Source organism: Zoogloea sp. (assembly GCF_041908905.1).
Taxonomy (GTDB): domain Bacteria; phylum Pseudomonadota; class Gammaproteobacteria; order Burkholderiales; family Rhodocyclaceae; genus Zoogloea.
The window spans coordinates 63,788-79,145 of sequence record NZ_JAYREK010000002.1 but is presented as its reverse complement, the minus strand read 5'-3'; the positions used below and the strand labels follow the sequence as shown (position 1 = coordinate 79,145).

Below are 15,358 nucleotides of genomic sequence, written 5' to 3'. Positions count from 1 at the left end.
AGGGTGGGCAGCGCCGTCGGCGCGTGCTATATTTTCGATCATACGGTATTACGCAATAGGTGTGGCATGGCAAGGCCGGCAGTGATCACCGTCGTCTCCCAGAAGGGCGGCGCAGGCAAATCCACCCTCACGATGCAGCTGGCGGCGGGGCTGGCCCGCGTCGGCCGCCGGGTGGCCATCGTCGATCTCGACCCGCAGGAGACTGCCCTGCGCTGGGCCCATTCGGGCGACCCGGCCACGCCTTTCCCCGCCCGTGTCACGCCCCTCGACGGGGAGCCCGCCACGCTGCGCGAGCAGCTCAGGGCCATCCGCAAGGGCGTCGACCACGTGCTGCTCGATTGCCCGCCGTCCATCGAGCACGCCGCCACCCTGGCCGCCCTCGACGAGGCCGACCTGGCCCTGGTGCCGGTGGTGCCCAGCCCCGCCGACCTGTGGTCCACCAAGGGCGTCGAGCGGCTGATCCTGCAGGTCCAGGCGGCCCGTCAGGCCTCGGCCCGGCCGCTCCGGGCGGCCCTGGTGCCCAACCGGGTGGTGCGTACCAACCTGGCCTGGGACGTGCTGGCGGTGATGCGTGATTTCTCGTTGCCGGTGCTCGGCGCCGGTTTGTCCCAGCGCAACGCCTTTGCGCAGAGCGCGGTCATCGGCGCCTCGGTCTATCAACTGGGCCGCGCCGCCGCCGAAGCCATGCGTGAGGTGGACAAGCTCGTTACGGAAGTATTGAAACTGACAGGAGAAAAGAGATGAACACGAAAACCCAGGAGGCCCTGCGTTCCACCCTCGAACAGGAGAGCAAGGCCCTCGAGGCGCGCCTGCCCGATCCGCAGCCTGCCGCCCCCGCCGCGGCTCAGCCGGTAACGCCGGCTGCTGCGCCGGTGGCCCAGGCGCCCGCGCCCGCAACGCCGGCCGCTCCGGTGGAGCCGCTTGTCGCCGCAACGGCGGCCCCCGCCCCGGTGGAAGCCGCCCCGGCCGTGGTCGCCACTCCCGCGCCCGTCGCCGCGCCCCAGCCCGAGGTGGCAGCCGCCGCCCCGGTGAGCGCCAAGCCCACGGCGGCGCCGAAGAAGCCCGCCGCCCCCAAGAAGCCGGCGGCGCCCCGCGCCAAGGCGGCTCCGGCCAAGCCCAAGGCGGCGCCCGCGGTCGACAAGCCGGCCGCAGCCACGCCCACTGCAGCCAAGCCTGCGGCTCCGGCCGCCGAGCCTACGCCTCCGCTCGCCGCCAAGAAGGCCGAGGTCAAGCCGGCCAAGCCCACCAAGGCGGCAAAGCTCGACAAGCCCGCCAAGCCGGCGAAGGACGAGAAGCTTGAGAAGGCTGCAAAGGCCGAAAAGAGCGGCAAGGGCGAGAAGGCCGCGGTCGCCGCCAAGGCTGCCAAGCCGGCCAAGGAAAAGCCGGTCAAGCTCCCCCGCGAGAAGGTGGTGCGGGATTCGTTCTCGATGCCCAAGAGCGAACACGCCCAGCTCAAGGCCCTGCGCGAGAGCCTGGCCAAGGGCGGCCGCATCTGTACCAAGTCGGAGCTGCTGCGCGCCGGTGTCCAGCTGCTCCTGAAGGCGTCCCTCGCCGATGCGAAGGCGCTGGTGGAAGGGCTGCCGGTGGTGCCCAAGGGCAAGGGCGCCAAGTAAGCGGTGTCGTGCTCAGCCCGGGGGCGTGGGCCCTCGGGCGGCGGGGGCCGTCGCGTCGATCAGCTCGACGCGCACGAGCCCACGCAGGCCGTTGCCGACGAAGACGGCGTCGGCCTGCATCAGGTCTTCGAGGCGTAGGGCGGCTTCCCGCGCCTTGCCTTCCCGCAGCAGGCGCCGGCGCAGCACGCCGTCGAGCAGCCCGGCCGAGACCGGCGGGGTCAGCAGCAGGCCGTTCCGTTCGATGAAGAGGTTCGTGCGGGCGCCTTCGGTGAGTTCGTCCCGTTCGTTCACGAACAGCGCGTCGAAATGGCCGGCGGCCATCACCCGGGCAAGCTCCGCGTCGTAGAGGGCCCGGGCGGTGGTCTTGTGGCGCAGCAGCAGGTCGTGGCTGTGGACGCGGGTCGGCGAGATCACCACGGTCGGCGCGTCTCCCGGCGCACCGGCGGCGAGGCTGGCGTCCTCGAAGCCCAGGTCGCCCGTCTGGCCGAGGGTGACGCGGATGCGACGGGGCTCGCTGGCATCGATCTGCGCCAGCCCGGCACGGAAGGCCGCCGGGTCGAACGGAAAACCGAAGGCGGCGGCGGAGGCCGACAGGCGCTCCAGGTGCTCGGCCAGGAAGGGGTAGCCCACGCCCGGTTCGAAGCGCAGGGTCTCGATCAGCCGCAGGCCCTTGGGCAGGTTGGTCAGGAAGCGCGACTTGAGGTGGCACTCGGCCCACTCGGACTCGGCCCGGGAGTCGATCACGATGCCGCTGCCCACGTCGAGCCGGGCCTTGCCCGTCGGGTCGATGAACAGGCTGCGGATCGGCACGCTGAAGCGGAAGTCGCCCCCCGGGCGCAGCCAGCCGAGGGCGCCGCAGTAGATGCCGCGAGGCCGCGCTTCGAGTTCGCGGATGATCTCCATCGCCCGGATCTTGGGCGCGCCGGTGATCGAGCCGCAGGGGAAGAGGGCGCGGAAGATCTCCGCCAGGCTGGCGTCCACCGGCTCGGCGACGACCCGGGAGGTCATCTGCCAGACCGTGGGGTAGGCCTCGATGCGGCACAGGTCCTCGACGCGCACGCCGCCGGGTGGGGCGAGGCGGCCCATGTCGTTGCGGATGAGGTCGACGATCATCACGTTCTCGGCCCGGTCCTTCTCGGAGGCGGCGAGGGCGGCCGGGTCGGTGTGGCGCGGGGCGGTGCCCTTCATTGGCCGGCTGGCCAGGCGGGTGCCCTCGCGCTCCAGGAAGAGTTCGGGGGATCGGGACAGGATAGCGCCGCCGGCATGGGCGATGAAGGCGCCGTAGCCCACCGGCTGGGCGGCGCGCAGGGCCTGGTAGAGCCGGGCCGGGTTGCCGAAGGCCTCGCCGTCGAGGGGGAAGGTGAGGTTCACCTGGTAGCAGTCGCCGGCGGCGATGTAGTGGCGGATGCGCGCCACCTGCTGCAGGTAGTCCGCCTCGCGGAGGGCGGGCTGCATGCGGCTGGTGCCGCCCGGATCATCCCCCGCCTGGCTGGCGAGCCAGGCTTCGCAGGCTGCTTCGTCCAGCCATTCGCCGTGCTCGAAGACCCAGCCGGTGACGAGGGCGCCGTGGCCCGGCGGCAGCAGCGGGTGCAGGCGCGGCTCGATGGCGTAGCCGAGTTCGTAGCTGGCGGCCAGGGCGACCCAGGCGCCGCCCCGGGCCGCGTCTTCGAGCCGCTGCAGGCAGGCTTCCCAGGCCGAGGGGTCGGTGCACGACACCGCCTCGCGGGGCCGGGTCAGCAGCCAGGCGCCGCTGCGCCCGGGCGCGCCGCTGGCGTCCTGGCTGTCGAAGAGGGCAAATCTGGGGAGGGCAGGGGGGAGCGGTTTGGCTGGCACGCGGCGCAGTTTACCCGCTTACGCCCGGCGGGCGTAGCGGGTAGCGCCGACCGGAGCCTCCGGTCGGGGTGTCTGGGGCAAGGCCGCTGCAAACCGGGCCGCCGGGGGCGGCCCCGGCGGGCTCAGAGCAGCGGGCCGCCCGCGTGCTCGCCCCGCTCGTAGACCACGTGGGCGCGGCCCACCAGCAGCGGGTCGAGGGTGCCGATCTGCTCGAGGTCCTTGTTGGTGTAGGGCAGCTTGTGCAGGATGTAACGCATGGCGTTGAGGCGCGCGCGCTTCTTGCAGTCCGACTTGATCACCGTCCACGGGGCATCGGCGGTGTCGGTGTGGAAGAACATCGCCTCCTTGGCCTTGGTGTAGTCGTCCCACTTGTCGAGGGAGGCGAGGTCGATGGGGCTGAGCTTCCACTGCTTGAGCGGGTGGGCTTCACGCTCCTTGAAGCGGCGGCGCTGCTCCTCGCGGCTCACCGAGAACCAGAACTTGATGAGGTGCACGCCGCTGCGCACCAGATGGCGCTCGAATTCGGGCGTCTGGCGCATGAACTCGAGGTATTCGTCCGGGGAGCAGAAGCCCATCACGCGCTCGACGCCGGCGCGGTTGTACCAGGAGCGGTCGAACAGGGCGATCTCGCCGGCGGTGGGCAGGTGCTGCACGTAGCGCTGGAAATACCACTGGCCGCGCTCGGTGTCGGTGGGCTTCTCGAGGGCCACCACGTGGGCGCCGCGGGGATTGAGGTGTTCCATGAAGCGCTTGATCGTGCCGCCCTTGCCGGCCGCGTCGCGGCCCTCGAAGAGGATCACCACCCGCTGGCCGGTCTCCTTGACCCAGGCCTGGAGCTTGAGGAGCTCCACCTGCAGGCGGTATTTCTGCTTCTCGTAGGCCTTGCGGGACATCAGGTTCTTGTAGGGGTAGGCGCCTTCGCGCCAGCCCTCGGCGAGCTCGTCGTCCGGGTTGGAGGGGAGCTTGCGGTAGATCGGGGCCTCTTCGGCGAACAGGGCCTTGCGCAGCAGCGCGGCGTCGTCGGGGGAGGCGCCGGCCATGATGGCCTGCAGGCTCTCGGCGACGCTGTGGGTGTCGTGGCGGGCGAGGGTGGCGACGATGTCGCTGATCGCCGTGAGCTTGGAGTCGCGGGCGGCTTCGACGGCCTCATCGACGGCGAAGGCCTCGATTGCGGCGGCGGTGGCCTTGGGGGCGACATCACCAGCGGCGGCGCGGCGCGGCGCCTTGGCCCGCGCAGGGCGCTTGGCGCCGGCCTTGCTGGTGGATTCGTCGGGGGCGGCTGGGGTTGCGTCCTTGGTGCTCATGGCGTTCCTCTCCTGTTATTGAAATCGGCTCTGCGTGCGCGGCGATTGTTGCCGGCGCATGCACAAGATATCAATTTTCCGAGAATCGGCTGGCGCCGACCATGACAAAACGCAAAAGGCATTCACGCCCGGTGTGGAAAGATCGGGTGCCCCACGCCGTGGTCGGGCGCAGGGCGGAGGCTCACTGCCCGGCGCGACTCTCGGCGCGGGCGCAGCGGGCCGCGTAGGCCTGGCACTTCTCGATGTACTCCTGGCTGCTCTTGGGCATCGGCGTGCGGGCGCGGGTGATGTCGCTGATCAGGTCGCGGCCGCGCTTCAGGAGGTGCCGGCCGTCGGCCACCAGGTGTTGGTCTTCCAGGCCCTCGGGCATCGCGGCGTCGTTGAGGTGGGCGCACAGGCGCTCGCCGGCGGTGACGAAGCTGGTCCACACGTCGAAGATCTCGTGGTCGGTGCGGAGGGTCTCGGTCTTGCTCTTGGCCGCCTCGGCGAAGGCGCGCACGTGGGGGGTGAGGCCGGCGAAGCAGGGCAGCGGCTCGAAGTTGGCGATGATCGCTTCGGCGATGCGGTCGATGTCGCGCAGGGTGAGGGCGATCTTGACGTAGCGGCTCTCGTAGAAGTCTTCGAGGGGGATCGAGAAGGCCTTGAAGGGCTCGCCCCACAGCTCGTCGATGCCCTCTTCGCCGGAGCGGTGCAGCACCAGCCGGCCCAGCCCGAGGGCCTCCTGCAGGCAGCGGCCGCATTCGCGCATCAGGGCGTTGTCGGACTGGATCTCGATGCCGACGCTCTGCAGCTCGACCAGCTTGGTGAAGATGTCGGCGGCCCGGTTGAACAGCGCGCCGGCGAGCATCGCCCCCTTGACGCGGCGGCGCTCGGGATCGGCCTCGGTCTCGTAGCTCTGGCGGGCTTCATTGAGGCGGCTGCCGGGGATGTTGAGGCCGTGTTCGACGTGGTTGAACAGGCGCCGCGTCAGCGCGCCGATGAGCTTGCGCTTGGCTTGCAGGGTGTCTTCGGGGACGGCGTAGGTCTTGACCCAGTAGTCTGAATAGAAGACGCGCTCGCGCCCGTCGATGATCCGGCGAGTGCCTTCCGGAACCGTGTTGTCCATGGTCTGCTCAGGGTGGTTGATCGGGGCGCCGTGGCCGTCAAAGGTCGAAATTCTGCACCATAAAATGCCTGTTGATCCGATCGACTGTTAATTTTGGTGTCGCAGGGGAACTTAGACCAGGCCGTCCAGCACCTGGACGCTCACCGGCTCCCCCGCCGCGACGGCGGTCTGCTGGGGGCCGAGCACGATGAAGCAGTTGGCATCGGCCATCGAGCTGAGGATGCCCGAGCCCTGGGCCCCGGTGGTGCGCACCCGCCACTGGCCGCCCTCCGGGTACAGCACGCCGCGGAGAAACTCGGTGCGCCCGGCGGGCTTGCGCAGCGCCGTCGCGCAGGGAACCTGCAGCAGCGGCGTGGCGGGCAGCGGATCGACGCCGGCGAGTTTCAGCAGCGCCGGCTGCACGAACTGGTAGAAGCTCACCATCGCCGCCACCGGGTTGCCCGGCAGCCCGAACATCCAGGCCGCGCGGTCGTCCCGCCCGAGGCGCCCGAAGGCCAGCGGGCGGCCGGGCTTCATGGCGATCTTCCAGAACAGCACCTCGCCCAGGCGGGCCATCATGGCGCGGGTGAAGTCGGCGTCGCCCACCGACACGCCGCCGCTGGTGATCACCACGTCGGCCACCGAGGCGGCCTCGCGCAGGGTGGTCTCGAGGGCGTCCGGGTCGTCGCGTACCACGCCGATGTCGATCGCGTCGCAGCCCAGCCGGGTGAGCATGCCGCACAGGGTGTAGCGGTTGCTGTCGTAGATCTGGCCGTCGCAGGCGCCGCCGCCGGGCGTGGCGACCTCGTCGCCGGTGGAGAAGAAGGCCACCCGCAGGCGCCGCCGCACGGCGACCTCGCCGATGCCCAGCGAGGCGATCAGGCCCAGCTCGGCCGGGCGGATCAGGCGCCCCGCTGCCAGGGCCACCTGGCCGGCCTTGAGGTCTTCGCCGGCCCGGCGGACGTTGTGGCCCGCCCGCTGGCCCGGTGCGAGGGTGACGCTCCCTGCGTCGGCCTGGGCGGCCTCCTGCATCACCACGGTGTCGACGCCGGCGGGCAGGCGGGCGCCGGTCATGATCCGCACCGCCTGGCCGGGGCCGACCCGGGCCGCGCACGGCTGGCCGGCGAGGGCGGTGCCGACGAGCTCGAGGCGCGTCGGCCCGTCGGCGGCGAGGTCGGCGCCGCGCAGCCCGTAGCCGTCCATCGCCGAGTTGTCGTGGGGCGGCACGTCGATGGGGCTGATCACGCTGTCGGCCAGCACCCGGCCGAGGGCGTCGCGCAGCGGGATGTGTTCGGTGCCCAGGATGGGGCTGAGCGCCTCGACGATGAGGCGCCGGCCGGCGTCCACCGCCAGGGCGTCGGGTTGGTAATCGGCGTGGGCCTGGAACTGTTGGGCGAGGGATGTCACCGGGCGGCGTCTCCAGCTTGGTGCGCGCGGAGCTCGTCCGGCGTGTTGATGTTGGCGAAGGCTTCGGGGCAGTCGTCGAAGGGGCAGGGCACCCAGCAGAGGCGCTTCAGCCAGGCCTCCATGCGCCGCCCGCCGGCGTGGATGAAGGCCTGCAGGTCGGGCAGCTCGTCGCTGCGCAGCAGGCTGACCACCGGGTGCAGTTGCTCGCCGGTGCGGGCCACCGCCACGCTGGCCTTGTGGGCGGCCAGGGTGGCGGCGAGGCGGCTTGCCAGATCGGCGGGCAGGAAGGGCGAATCGCAGGGCACCGCCAGCAGGTAGGGTGTGGTGCAGGCGGCCAGCCCGGCTTCGAGGCCGGCCAGCGGCCCGGCGTGGCCTTCGATGCGGTCGCCCACCACCGGGTGGCCGAAGCCGGCGTAAGTGTCGTGGTTCTGGTTGGCGTTGATGATGAGCCGGCCGACCTGGGGCGTCAGGCGGCGCAGGATGTGCTCGACCATGGTCTCGCCGTCCAGCAGGCTGAGGCCCTTGTCGACGCCGCCCATCCGGCGCCCCAGGCCGCCGGCCAGCACGAGGCCGGTGATGCGTTCTGGCGTGGGAGGGATCATCGCGTCTTCATCCGCCAATGTAGGACATCTCTATCTTGCGCAGCGCGGCCGTCTCGGCGGTGCGGATCTCGGAGTAGCGGTCGTCCCGCTGCCGCCACAGCTCGCCGATCACCGCCGACAGCTCGGCGTCGCTGCAGCCCTGGCGCAGCAGGCTGCGCAGGTCGTGGCCCTGCTGGGCGAACAGGCAGGTGTACAGGCTGCCCTCGGTGGACAGGCGGGCCCGGGTGCAGCTGGAACAGAAGGCCTGGGTGACCGACGAGATCACGCCGATCTCGCCGCCGCCGTCCGTGTAGCGCCAGCGCTCGGCGACCTCGCCGGGATAGTTGGGGTCGATGGGTTCGAGGGGGAACACGGCGCTGATGCGCCGGATCACCTCGGCTGAGGGCACCACGTCGTCCATCCGCCAGCCGTTCGAGCTGCCCACGTCCATGAACTCGATGAAGCGCAGGATGTGACCGCTGCCGCGGAAGTGGCGGGCCATGGCCACGATCTCGTGGTCGTTGAGGCCGCGCTTGACCACCATGTTGATCTTGAGCGGCGCGAGGCCGGCGGCCTCGGCGGCGGCGATGCCGGCCAGCACGTCCGAGACCGGCACGTCCATGTCGTTCATGGCCCGGAAGGTGGCGTCGTCGAGGGAATCCAGGCTCACCGTCACCCGCGCCAGGCCGGCGGCCTTGAGGGCGGCGGCCTTCCTGGGCAGCAGCACGCCGTTGGTGGTGAGGGTCAGCTCCAGGCCGGGGATCGCGGCGAGCTCGGCAACCAGCTTCTCGAGGTCGCGCCGCAGCAGCGGCTCGCCACCGGTGAGGCGGATCTTGCTCACCCCGTGGGCGGCGAACAGCCGGGCGAGGCGGGTGATCTCCTCGAAGCTCAGCAGCGACTGGCGCGGCAGAAAGCGGTAATCGGCGTCGAACACCGCCTTGGGCATGCAATACACGCAGCGGAAGTTGCAGCGGTCGGTGACCGAGATGCGCAGATCCTTCACCGCGCGGCCGCGGCGGTCCACCAGCCGGCCGGTGGGGGCCGTCAACGCGGTGGGGATCGCCGGCAACTGGCGCAGCTGACGCTCGTCGGCGAGGGGAATGACTTTCTGGTTCATGTCCCGGGGAGATTGAAGCGGGAGCGCTTTTATACACCCGCCGGCCGCGGCTGTGCTTGTCGTGGGATAAGGCCGGGCGCAGGCGGGCCAAGGCAGCAGATCCGTCTTGAAGAGGTCGTGGGTGGCCCAGCTTGCGCTGTCCCGCGAATAATCTCACCTGCTTTGCAGGAAGGCCATGAGAGTTTCGAGGGCCGGCGCGCCAGACGCCGGCAAGCTGCGCCCGGCCTTAATGAAACGGGGTCTGAAGCGCGACTTCAAACCGCTCCGCCAGGGCGGCCAGCCGCTTGTCCAGCGTCCAGAGGATGGCGCCGGGCGTAATGAGTGTCGAGGCCAGCAAGGTCAGGTCCACCCAGCCGCAGCCGAGTCCATAGAGCTTTTCGCGCTCGATGAAGTCCATCGTTTCGGGCACGCTTGCCGGGGTGGCAGCTTGCAGCAGCGCGATGTCGGCGAGCGTCTGGAGGCGAGGCGCGGGCGGCGTACCACAGGCCAGTTCGCCTACGATCAAGGGATGGGTGAGCGCTTGATCCATCACGATGAGCTCGACCAGTCGATCATTGCGGCGACGGAAGTGGTCCACCCAGACCGAGGTGTCGATGAGAGCGCTCATTGAGCCGTTGGGTCCGCACGCCGCCGCGGGATGTCCTGCATGTCCGGCGTTTTTCCGCCCAGGGCGGCGAGGCGTTTGGCCGCCTGGACACGCACAAAGGTCTTGATGGCTTCACGAAACAGATCCCCCTTGTCCATCGTGGGATCCGCGACAGCCAGGGCTTTCTCGTACAACTCATCATCGATCGTGACCGTGGTCCTCATGCGCTCCCTTTCAGGTTTGATGCAGTATTGAATCAGATGAAGCATCTCGACAAGTCGCATGTGCCCCGCACGAGGGCTTCATTCCCGACGATGGGCTGCACAGTCTGGATTACGCCGGGGAATGGGTCTTGAGCCAGTCCTTCAGTGCGGCATCGACACGAGTTTGCCATCCTTCGCCCGAGGCGCGGAAAGCCTGCACAACCTCCGGTGACAGACGGATGGTGATTCGCTCCTTGGTCACGGCCGCCAGCGGCCTGCCGCGCTTGAGCGTCGGCTTGACCGCTTCCCATTCCGTATCGGTGTAGGGGGTGGCGTCCGGGTCGGACATGGCCGCCGCCGTGATGGCAGCGTCTTCTTCCGGGGTGGGAATGAGGGTTCCCGGCTTAAGCTTCGGCATAGCGTTTCACCTCTCGCTGATTGGCCTTGCGCAGGCTGATGATACGTCGCCCTTCGGCGCGGTCTACAAAGGCCACGTGGTACAAACGTAGCCCGATGTAGCCAATGGCGGCCATGCGCGTCTCGCCATACTCGCGCCGGACATCGGGCCAGACCACCGCCGATTCCCACTCCAATTCAGCCGCCAACGCAAGCGATACGTCGTGCTTGGCAATGTTGGTAGTGTCCTTGGCGGGGTCGTAGGTAATTTCCATGTAAATTAATGTATGCACGCGAAAGCGGGAAGTCAAGGATTTTTGTGCATACAAATCAACCGCCGCCACCCTGTTTGGACACCAGCCTGTCCCTTTCAGCGGCTCGTAGAATGCCGCCTATGAGTCTCGAAGACGGCCCCTCCTTTCGGGTTACGCCCTCTGGGCTAACCCGACCTACGCTTGCTCTTCTGCGGCAGAGTTTTGTCGGGTTACGCCCTGTGGGCTAACCCGACCTAGGCTTGCTGCTTTTAGGTCAAGACATCGCTATCAGCGCTTGCCGCGGAGTTCCTCGGAGTGTTACGGAGCAGCAGCGATTTTCGATTCAGTGCAAAGCTTCGCAGCAACACAACCGCCACTGACTTCCCAGAAAATACGGTTAGCATCTGCCTTCGGCGTAAGGATCAGCGTATCGGTAGCGGCGATGCCATTCGCTGCCTTCGGCGTTGCGGTAATCACGCCATTCTCAACCACGATTTTGTCGACAACGTTCGAGAAACCGGAGTTAATGTCAGCTGAGATGCCGTTTTTGCCGCCATCGCACTCCGCTGCAGTGTTGTCACTGGTTTGTTGAATGCAGCCTTCGACCTCGATCTTACGGGTCTGAGTCGCTTGCATGACTTCAGTGAAACGGGCCTTCTTTGTGTAGTTCTGGTACTGCGGAACAGCGATCGCGGCCAGGATGCCGATGATGGCGACAACGATCATGAGTTCGATCAGGGTGAAACCGGACTGTTTCTTCATGGAAGGCTCCAAGGATTGGTTTAAATGATGGGCGGGGCGGATGCCCGACGGGAAGGATAATGCAATCGGCGTGCCAGAAATTGCCGGCAATCCAAAATTGTTTTTAATACAAGGGCCTGGCTTTCTTTCCTGAGCCGGTTTCGATTTGGCGGGCGCGGTGGCAGCCCGATGGGGTGACAATTTTCGTCACCCGCGCTGACGAAATGGGGCAGCCGCAGCGGCGCGTATGGCCCGTCGCGAACCCGGCCGGGTGATCCGGGTGATTTGCAATGGTTATCGAAATGGTATTTTTTGGGCCGCCCCGGCTACAATCCCGGTTGCCCCGACGGGGCGCTCTTTCAACCTGATGTCATCCACCTGGAGCTTGCCCGGAATGTCCCAGAACCTGATCTCCCTTCGCATCGACCCCAACCGTTTCTCCGCGATCGACGCCGCCGTCACGGCCCTCGAGCAGCAGCTCGACGACTTTGTCGAGCTGTCCGTCGAGCAGCGCCGCGAGCTGCTCAAGCTCGGCCCGCGGACCGAGGTCTTCTGCCGCGCGACCATCGAGGTGATGGAGCGCAACCCGGGCGCGCTCCCGGCCGATTTCAACCTCGACGCGGTCCGCGAGGACCGGGTGGCGATCGATCAGGTGCGCCCGCTGCTGTCCCGCCTGCGCATGCTGGTCTCGCGGGTGCAGGACACCGAGATGGCCCTCGGCAGCGATCTCTACAAGGCGGCGCTGGACGGCTATCGCTTCGCGAAGGCCACCGGCTCGGGGGCGATGCTCGACGAGCTGAAGATGCAGGCCAGCCCGCTCTTCAAGGGCAACCCGAAACCCCGCAAGCCCGACGGCGACGCCTCCGCCTGACGCCCGCCCGGCCCGCGCCCCGAGCCGCCGCAGCTCGGCCGGGGCATGGGCTGGATGGGGCTCGACGCTCGGAGGGTCGAGTTCGAGGTCCAAAGGGTCGAGCTTGACGTTCGGAAGGTCGAGCTCGACGGTCGGAGGGTCCAGTTCGGGGTTCGGAGGGTCGTGTTCGACGTTCGGAAGGTCGTGTTCGAGGTTCAGGAGGTCCAGTTCGACCTTCGGGAGGTCGTGTTCGAGCTTCGGAGGATGGCTGTCGAGGCTCGGAGGGTCGAACGCGAGGCTCGGAAGGTCGAGATAGGCTACAGTGAAGACATCGAAAAGCGAACGGGGAGCCTTATTGCGCTTGAATCTCAGGGGCGCTGTGGCCTTGGCCCGCAAAGTCGAGGCCGAGCGATTGGCTGCCTGGCGGTGAGTCGGGCTGCCCGTTCATCACCGGGCGCACCTCCATGGATGACGGTGCCCGGGCAAAGGAGGAGCAGATGGATCACGAGGACAGATTCGTCCCGGCCCGCATCCTGTGGATGCGGCGCTGGAGCCCGCGTTTGTTGTCGTTCCGGCTCGAGCGGGAGCCGGGGTTCCGCTTCGTGCCGGGGCAGTTTGCGCGGCTGGGGCTGAAGACGCCGGACGGGGTGCCGGTGTGGCGGGCGTATTCGATGGCCTCGGCGAGCTGGGACGAGTATCTGGAGTTCTACTCGATCGTGGTGCCGGGCGGGGCCTTCACCTCGCAGCTCGTCGGGCTGCAGCCGGGCGACAGCGTGCTGATTGAGCGCAAGCCGAATGGTTTCTTCACCACCAACCGCTTTGCCGACGGCCGCGACCTGTGGATGCTGGCGACGGGCACCGGCCTCGCGCCCTACCTGTCGATCCTGCAGGACGAAACCACCTGGCAGCGCTTCGAGCGGCTCATTCTGGTGCATGGCGCGCGGGAGGCGGCCGACCTGGCCTACCGCGACGAGATCGCGGCGCTGCGGGCGCACCCGCTGTGGGCCGAGCACGGCCACAAGCTGATCTACCAGCCGGTGGTTACCCGGGAGGCGCTGGCCGGTGCGCTGCAGGCGCGCCTCCCGGCGCTGATCCGCAGCGGGCAGCTGGAGGCGGCGGTGGGCCTGCCCCTTGGCCTGGAGGAGTCGCGGGTGATGATCTGCGGTAGCCCCGAGATGGTGCGCGACTGCCACCAGGCGCTGATGGAGCGGGGTTTTCGCCTCAGCCGGCTGGCGGCGCCGGCGCAGATTGCGGTGGAGAACGCCTGGTGGCTGAGCACGCTTTTGGTGCGGCGGGTACGGCGGCGCACGCGGATGGTGCAGAAATCCACCGACCACGATTTTCAAATAACTGACTTGTAAAGGTTTTCTGTTTTGCGTTAACTGGCGCGGCACTTGCGATGGGCGGAGCACCAAATCTGGAGCCCAAAATGGAGCAAGTCAGTCACGCCAGCAATGTAGTCTTCGTCCTGCTCGGTGCCATCATGGTGCTGGCCATGCACGCAGGCTTTGCCTTTCTCGAGGTGGGGACGGTACGCAAGAAGAACCAGGTCAATGCCCTGGTGAAGATCCTCACCGATTTCTGCGTATCGGCCATCGCCTATTTCTTCATCGGCTACACCATCGCCTACGGGGCCAACTTCTTCGCCAGCGCCGAGGTGCTGTCCCAGAAGAGCGGCTATGAGATGGTGAAGTTCTTCTTCCTGCTCACGTTTGCCGCGGCGATCCCGGCGATCATCTCGGGCGGCATCGCCGAGCGGGCCAAGTTCCACCCCCAGAGCGTCGCTACGCTGATGCTGGTGGGCTTCGTGTATCCCTTCTTCGAAGGCATCGCCTGGAACGACAACTTTGGCCTGCAGCCCTGGCTGGAGGCCACCTTCGGCGCCAAGTTCCATGATTTCGCCGGTTCGGTGGTGGTGCATGCGATGGGCGGCTGGATCGCCCTGCCGGCGGTGCTGTTGCTGGGGGCGCGACGCGGTCGCTACACCAGGGAGGGCCACGTGGCGGCCCACCCGCCGTCCAACATCCCCTTCCTGGCCCTGGGGGCGTGGATCCTGACGGTGGGCTGGTTCGGCTTCAACGTGATGTCGGCGCAGACCCTCGACAAGGTGAGCGGGCTGGTGGCCCTCAACTCGCTGATGGCGATGGTGGGCGGCACCCTGGCGGCGATGGTGCTGGGCAAGAACGACCCGGGCTTCATCCACAACGGCCCGCTGGCCGGCCTGGTGGCGGTGTGCGCGGGCTCCGACCTGATGCACCCGGTGGGGGCGCTGCTCACCGGCCTGATCGCCGGCGGGCTGTTCGTGCGCCTGTTCACCATCACCCAGAACCGCTGGAAGATCGACGACGTGCTGGGCGTGTGGCCGCTGCACGGGCTGTGCGGCGTGTGGGGCGGGCTGGCGGCGGGTATCTTCGGCAGCCAGGCGCTCGGCGGGATGGGGGGCGTGAGCCTGGCGGCCCAGCTCATCGGCACGGTGGCGGCGGTGGTGGTGGCGCTGGCCGGCGGCACCATCGTGTATGGCACGCTGAAGACCCTGGTGGGCATCCGCCTCGATGCGGAGGAGGAGTTCGAGGGCGCCGACCTGACGATCCACAAGATCACCGCGACCCCGGACCGGGAAACCCACTGGTAAGCGGATCCGCCCGGCCACCCCGACGACGGGTGGCGTCAGGCCGCCAGCGCCGCCTCGGTCCCGTCCTCGGGCCAGGCGGCGTTTTCGCTGGTGTCGACGGGGCTGGCGCTGAGATCGGGCACGAACAGCAGGGAGGGCCATTCGTCATCCACCACGAAGGCGGTGATCTCGGGACCGAAGAGGCGTTGCCAGGCTTGCCTGAGGGTTGCTTCGACGATGTGCATGGGCGGCTCCAGGGCGTTGTCGCGGCCGGCCGTAGCCGGCGTTGATGCCGATCCTAGGGGCCCTGGATGACAGCCCGGCGACGGCAAGGCTGCAGGCGTGTGATGCCGCGGCGGCCGTGGCACGACCCCGCCCGTCGTCGGGGGCGCCCGGGGGGCCTCAGGCCAGGGTGTACAGGCGCACGTCGAGGGGCTCGGCGAGCAGGGCCTGGGTGTTGGCGACGAGGCCCTTGAGGTGGGGGGTGGCCATGTGGGCGTCGATGGCGGCCTGGTCGGCCCATTCCTCGACGAAGGTGAATTCGGCCGGGTTGGCGATGTTGGCGAGCAGTTCGTAGCGGACGCAGCCGGCTTCCTTGCGGGTCGGCTCGAGCATGGCGAGGCACTCGGCGCGCAGGGCGTCGATGGCGTCGGGACGGGCGATGAGGCGGGCGATGATGCGGATGCTCATGGGGCGTTCTCCAGTGGTTTCCGGGCCTGGCTGGCCCGGAGGCGAGGGTAATTCTAGCAGCCCGCCGGCCGCCGCCGCCGGGGGTAGG

At 68.5% G+C, this 15,358-nt stretch carries 18 protein-coding genes; 5 read left to right on the top strand and 13 right to left on the bottom strand.

What is annotated here, in order from left to right:
- Positions 1-3 precede the first annotated feature (3 nt).
- Together ACE3OU_RS02205 and ACE3OU_RS02200 are read left to right on the top strand one after the other, a co-directional pair.
- A complete protein-coding gene (locus ACE3OU_RS02205) occupies positions 4-744 on the top strand; it encodes an AAA family ATPase (RefSeq protein ID WP_374239895.1) in 741 nt (246 codons plus the stop codon).
- Positions 741-1,613, top strand: coding sequence for a hypothetical protein (locus tag ACE3OU_RS02200; protein WP_374239894.1), 873 nt, complete (start codon positions 741-743; stop codon positions 1,611-1,613). The genes ACE3OU_RS02205 and ACE3OU_RS02200 overlap by 4 nt, the downstream gene beginning before the upstream one ends.
- A gap of 12 nt (positions 1,614-1,625) precedes the next feature.
- Here the strand turns inward: ACE3OU_RS02200 and pabB are convergent, their stop codons facing one another.
- The 11 genes from pabB to ACE3OU_RS02145 form a co-directional block, all read right to left on the bottom strand.
- Positions 1,626-3,446, bottom strand: coding sequence for an aminodeoxychorismate synthase component I (gene pabB, locus ACE3OU_RS02195; RefSeq protein WP_374239893.1), 1,821 nt, complete (start codon positions 3,444-3,446; stop codon positions 1,626-1,628).
- A gap of 122 nt (positions 3,447-3,568) precedes the next feature.
- On the bottom strand, positions 3,569-4,750 hold the full coding sequence (ppk2, locus tag ACE3OU_RS02190; RefSeq protein ID WP_374239892.1) for a polyphosphate kinase 2: 1,182 nt from the start codon (positions 4,748-4,750) through the stop codon (positions 3,569-3,571).
- Positions 4,751-4,931: 181 nt separating this feature from the next.
- Positions 4,932-5,855 carry a hypothetical protein gene (locus ACE3OU_RS02185; protein ID WP_374239891.1) on the bottom strand — a complete coding sequence of 308 codons (924 nt, stop codon included), beginning with the start codon at positions 5,853-5,855 and terminating at the stop codon, positions 4,932-4,934.
- 111 nt (positions 5,856-5,966) lie between these two features.
- Complete coding sequence (gene glp, locus ACE3OU_RS02180; RefSeq protein ID WP_374239890.1) at positions 5,967-7,241, bottom strand: gephyrin-like molybdotransferase Glp; 1,275 nt, start codon at positions 7,239-7,241, stop codon at positions 5,967-5,969.
- Complete coding sequence (gene mobA, locus ACE3OU_RS02175; protein WP_374239889.1) at positions 7,238-7,843, bottom strand: molybdenum cofactor guanylyltransferase MobA; 606 nt, start codon at positions 7,841-7,843, stop codon at positions 7,238-7,240. The genes glp and mobA overlap by 4 nt, the downstream gene beginning before the upstream one ends.
- Before the next feature lie 7 nt (positions 7,844-7,850).
- Entirely contained in the window at positions 7,851-8,939 is a 1,089-nt protein-coding gene (gene moaA, locus ACE3OU_RS02170; RefSeq protein WP_374239888.1) for a GTP 3',8-cyclase MoaA, read from the bottom strand.
- Between the two features lie 226 nt (positions 8,940-9,165).
- Complete coding sequence (locus ACE3OU_RS02165; protein WP_374239887.1) at positions 9,166-9,546, bottom strand: type II toxin-antitoxin system VapC family toxin; 381 nt, start codon at positions 9,544-9,546, stop codon at positions 9,166-9,168.
- Positions 9,543-9,794 carry a type II toxin-antitoxin system VapB family antitoxin gene (locus tag ACE3OU_RS02160; RefSeq protein WP_374239886.1) on the bottom strand — a complete coding sequence of 84 codons (252 nt, stop codon included), beginning with the start codon at positions 9,792-9,794 and terminating at the stop codon, positions 9,543-9,545. Before ACE3OU_RS02160 ends, ACE3OU_RS02165 begins: the two co-directional genes overlap by 4 nt.
- Positions 9,795-9,858: 64 nt before the next feature.
- On the bottom strand, positions 9,859-10,146 hold the full coding sequence (locus ACE3OU_RS02155; RefSeq protein ID WP_374239885.1) for a BrnA antitoxin family protein: 288 nt from the start codon (positions 10,144-10,146) through the stop codon (positions 9,859-9,861).
- Entirely contained in the window at positions 10,133-10,399 is a 267-nt protein-coding gene (locus ACE3OU_RS02150; protein ID WP_374239884.1) for a BrnT family toxin, read from the bottom strand. Before ACE3OU_RS02150 ends, ACE3OU_RS02155 begins: the two co-directional genes overlap by 14 nt.
- A gap of 297 nt (positions 10,400-10,696) precedes the next feature.
- A complete protein-coding gene (locus tag ACE3OU_RS02145) occupies positions 10,697-11,140 on the bottom strand; it encodes a prepilin-type N-terminal cleavage/methylation domain-containing protein (RefSeq protein ID WP_374239883.1) in 444 nt (147 codons plus the stop codon).
- 373 nt (positions 11,141-11,513) lie between these two features.
- Here ACE3OU_RS02145 and ACE3OU_RS02140 point away from each other — a divergent pair, with 373 nt between their 5' ends.
- The 3 genes from ACE3OU_RS02140 (at position 11,514) to ACE3OU_RS02130 (ending at position 14,601) form a co-directional block, all read left to right on the top strand.
- A complete protein-coding gene (locus tag ACE3OU_RS02140) occupies positions 11,514-11,990 on the top strand; it encodes a hypothetical protein (protein ID WP_374239882.1) in 477 nt (158 codons plus the stop codon).
- A 476-nt stretch (positions 11,991-12,466) separates the two neighbouring features.
- Positions 12,467-13,330 carry a ferredoxin--NADP reductase gene (locus ACE3OU_RS02135; protein ID WP_374239881.1) on the top strand — a complete coding sequence of 288 codons (864 nt, stop codon included), beginning with the start codon at positions 12,467-12,469 and terminating at the stop codon, positions 13,328-13,330.
- Between the two features lie 68 nt (positions 13,331-13,398).
- Entirely contained in the window at positions 13,399-14,601 is a 1,203-nt protein-coding gene (locus ACE3OU_RS02130; RefSeq protein WP_374239880.1) for an ammonium transporter, read from the top strand.
- Positions 14,602-14,636: 35 nt separating this feature from the next.
- On the opposite strand, the gene ACE3OU_RS02125 is transcribed toward ACE3OU_RS02130, so the two are convergent.
- Together ACE3OU_RS02125 and ACE3OU_RS02120 are read right to left on the bottom strand one after the other, a co-directional pair.
- Positions 14,637-14,825 (bottom strand): hypothetical protein, encoded by a 189-nt coding sequence (locus tag ACE3OU_RS02125; protein ID WP_374239879.1) that lies wholly within the window; start codon positions 14,823-14,825, stop codon positions 14,637-14,639.
- Positions 14,826-14,982: 157 nt separating this feature from the next.
- The gene (locus ACE3OU_RS02120) at positions 14,983-15,270 is read right to left on the bottom strand and encodes a putative quinol monooxygenase (RefSeq protein ID WP_374239878.1); all 288 of its coding nucleotides are present in this window, start codon (positions 15,268-15,270) and stop codon (positions 14,983-14,985) included.
- Positions 15,271-15,358 lie beyond the last annotated feature (88 nt).